Below are 1,519 nucleotides of genomic sequence, written 5' to 3'. Positions count from 1 at the left end.
TCCCGAAGGCACCAATCCATCTCTGGAAAGTTCTCTGCATGTCAAGGCCTGGTAAGGTTCTTCGCGTTGCTTCGAATTAAACCACATGCTCCACCGCTTGTGCGGGCCCCCGTCAATTCATTTGAGTTTTAACCTTGCGGCCGTACTCCCCAGGCGGTCAACTTAATGCGTTAGCTGCGCCACTAAAATCTCAAGGATTCCAACGGCTAGTTGACATCGTTTACGGCGTGGACTACCAGGGTATCTAATCCTGTTTGCTCCCCACGCTTTCGCACCTCAGTGTCAGTATCAGTCCAGGTGGTCGCCTTCGCCACTGGTGTTCCTTCCTATATCTACGCATTTCACCGCTACACAGGAAATTCCACCACCCTCTACCGTACTCTAGCTTGCCAGTTTTGGATGCAGTTCCCAGGTTGAGCCCGGGGCTTTCACATCCAACTTAACAAACCACCTACGCGCGCTTTACGCCCAGTAATTCCGATTAACGCTTGCACCCTCTGTATTACCGCGGCTGCTGGCACAGAGTTAGCCGGTGCTTATTCTGTCGGTAACGTCAAAACAGCAAGGTATTAGCTTACTGCCCTTCCTCCCAACTTAAAGTGCTTTACAATCCGAAGACCTTCTTCACACACGCGGCATGGCTGGATCAGGCTTTCGCCCATTGTCCAATATTCCCCACTGCTGCCTCCCGTAGGAGTCTGGACCGTGTCTCAGTTCCAGTGTGACTGATCATCCTCTCAGACCAGTTACGGATCGTCGCCTTGGTGAGCCATTACCCCACCAACTAGCTAATCCGACCTAGGCTCATCTGATAGCGCAAGGCCCGAAGGTCCCCTGCTTTCTCCCGTAGGACGTATGCGGTATTAGCGTTCCTTTCGAAACGTTGTCCCCCACTACCAGGCAGATTCCTAGGCATTACTCACCCGTCCGCCGCTGAATCAAGGAGCAAGCTCCCGTCATCCGCTCGACTTGCATGTGTTAGGCCTGCCGCCAGCGTTCAATCTGAGCCATGATCAAACTCTTCAGTTCAATACTGCTTGGGTTTTTAAGAAACCCTAAACTTGGCTCAGCAATCTCAAATGACTATGTGATTTCTCGCATGGTCACTTGTGATGCTGATAATCTTTGTGACTATCAGTCCGTACTCACAAGCACCCACACGAATTGCTTGATTCAATTTGTTAAAGAGCGTTTGGCTAAGAGCGTTTCGTCTCAACCGAGGCGCGCATTCTACGCTTTCCTCATTTCGTGTCAAGCGTTTATTTTGAAGTTTTTTCCGAGAAACTCGTTTAGCTTCAAACACTTGACTCGCTGCGATCTCTCGTAGCGGGAGGCGAATAATACAGCGTTTAAAACCGCTGTCAACTGCCTTTTTTCACCGCTGCGATCGTGAGACCGAAGCACTTCCAATACGACCTGGAACTTGCAACTCATTGAATCTCAAGGAGTTTTTCGTTCCGACTGCGTTGGAAGTGGTGCGCATTATAAGGGGATTCGAAACGGCGTCAACACCTATTTT

1 rRNA gene is annotated in these 1,519 nt (G+C 50.3%); it reads right to left on the bottom strand.

From position 1 onward, the window contains the following. A 16S ribosomal RNA gene (locus KY379_RS27115) occupies positions 1–1,029 on the bottom strand; the annotation flags it as partial. Positions 1,030–1,519: the final 490 nt, after the last annotated feature.

It is taken from the genome of Pseudomonas sp. HD6422 (assembly GCF_025377065.1).
In the GTDB taxonomy this organism is placed as follows: Bacteria; Pseudomonadota; Gammaproteobacteria; order Pseudomonadales; family Pseudomonadaceae; genus Aquipseudomonas; species Aquipseudomonas putida_U.
This window is presented reverse-complemented; position numbering and strand designations above follow the sequence as displayed.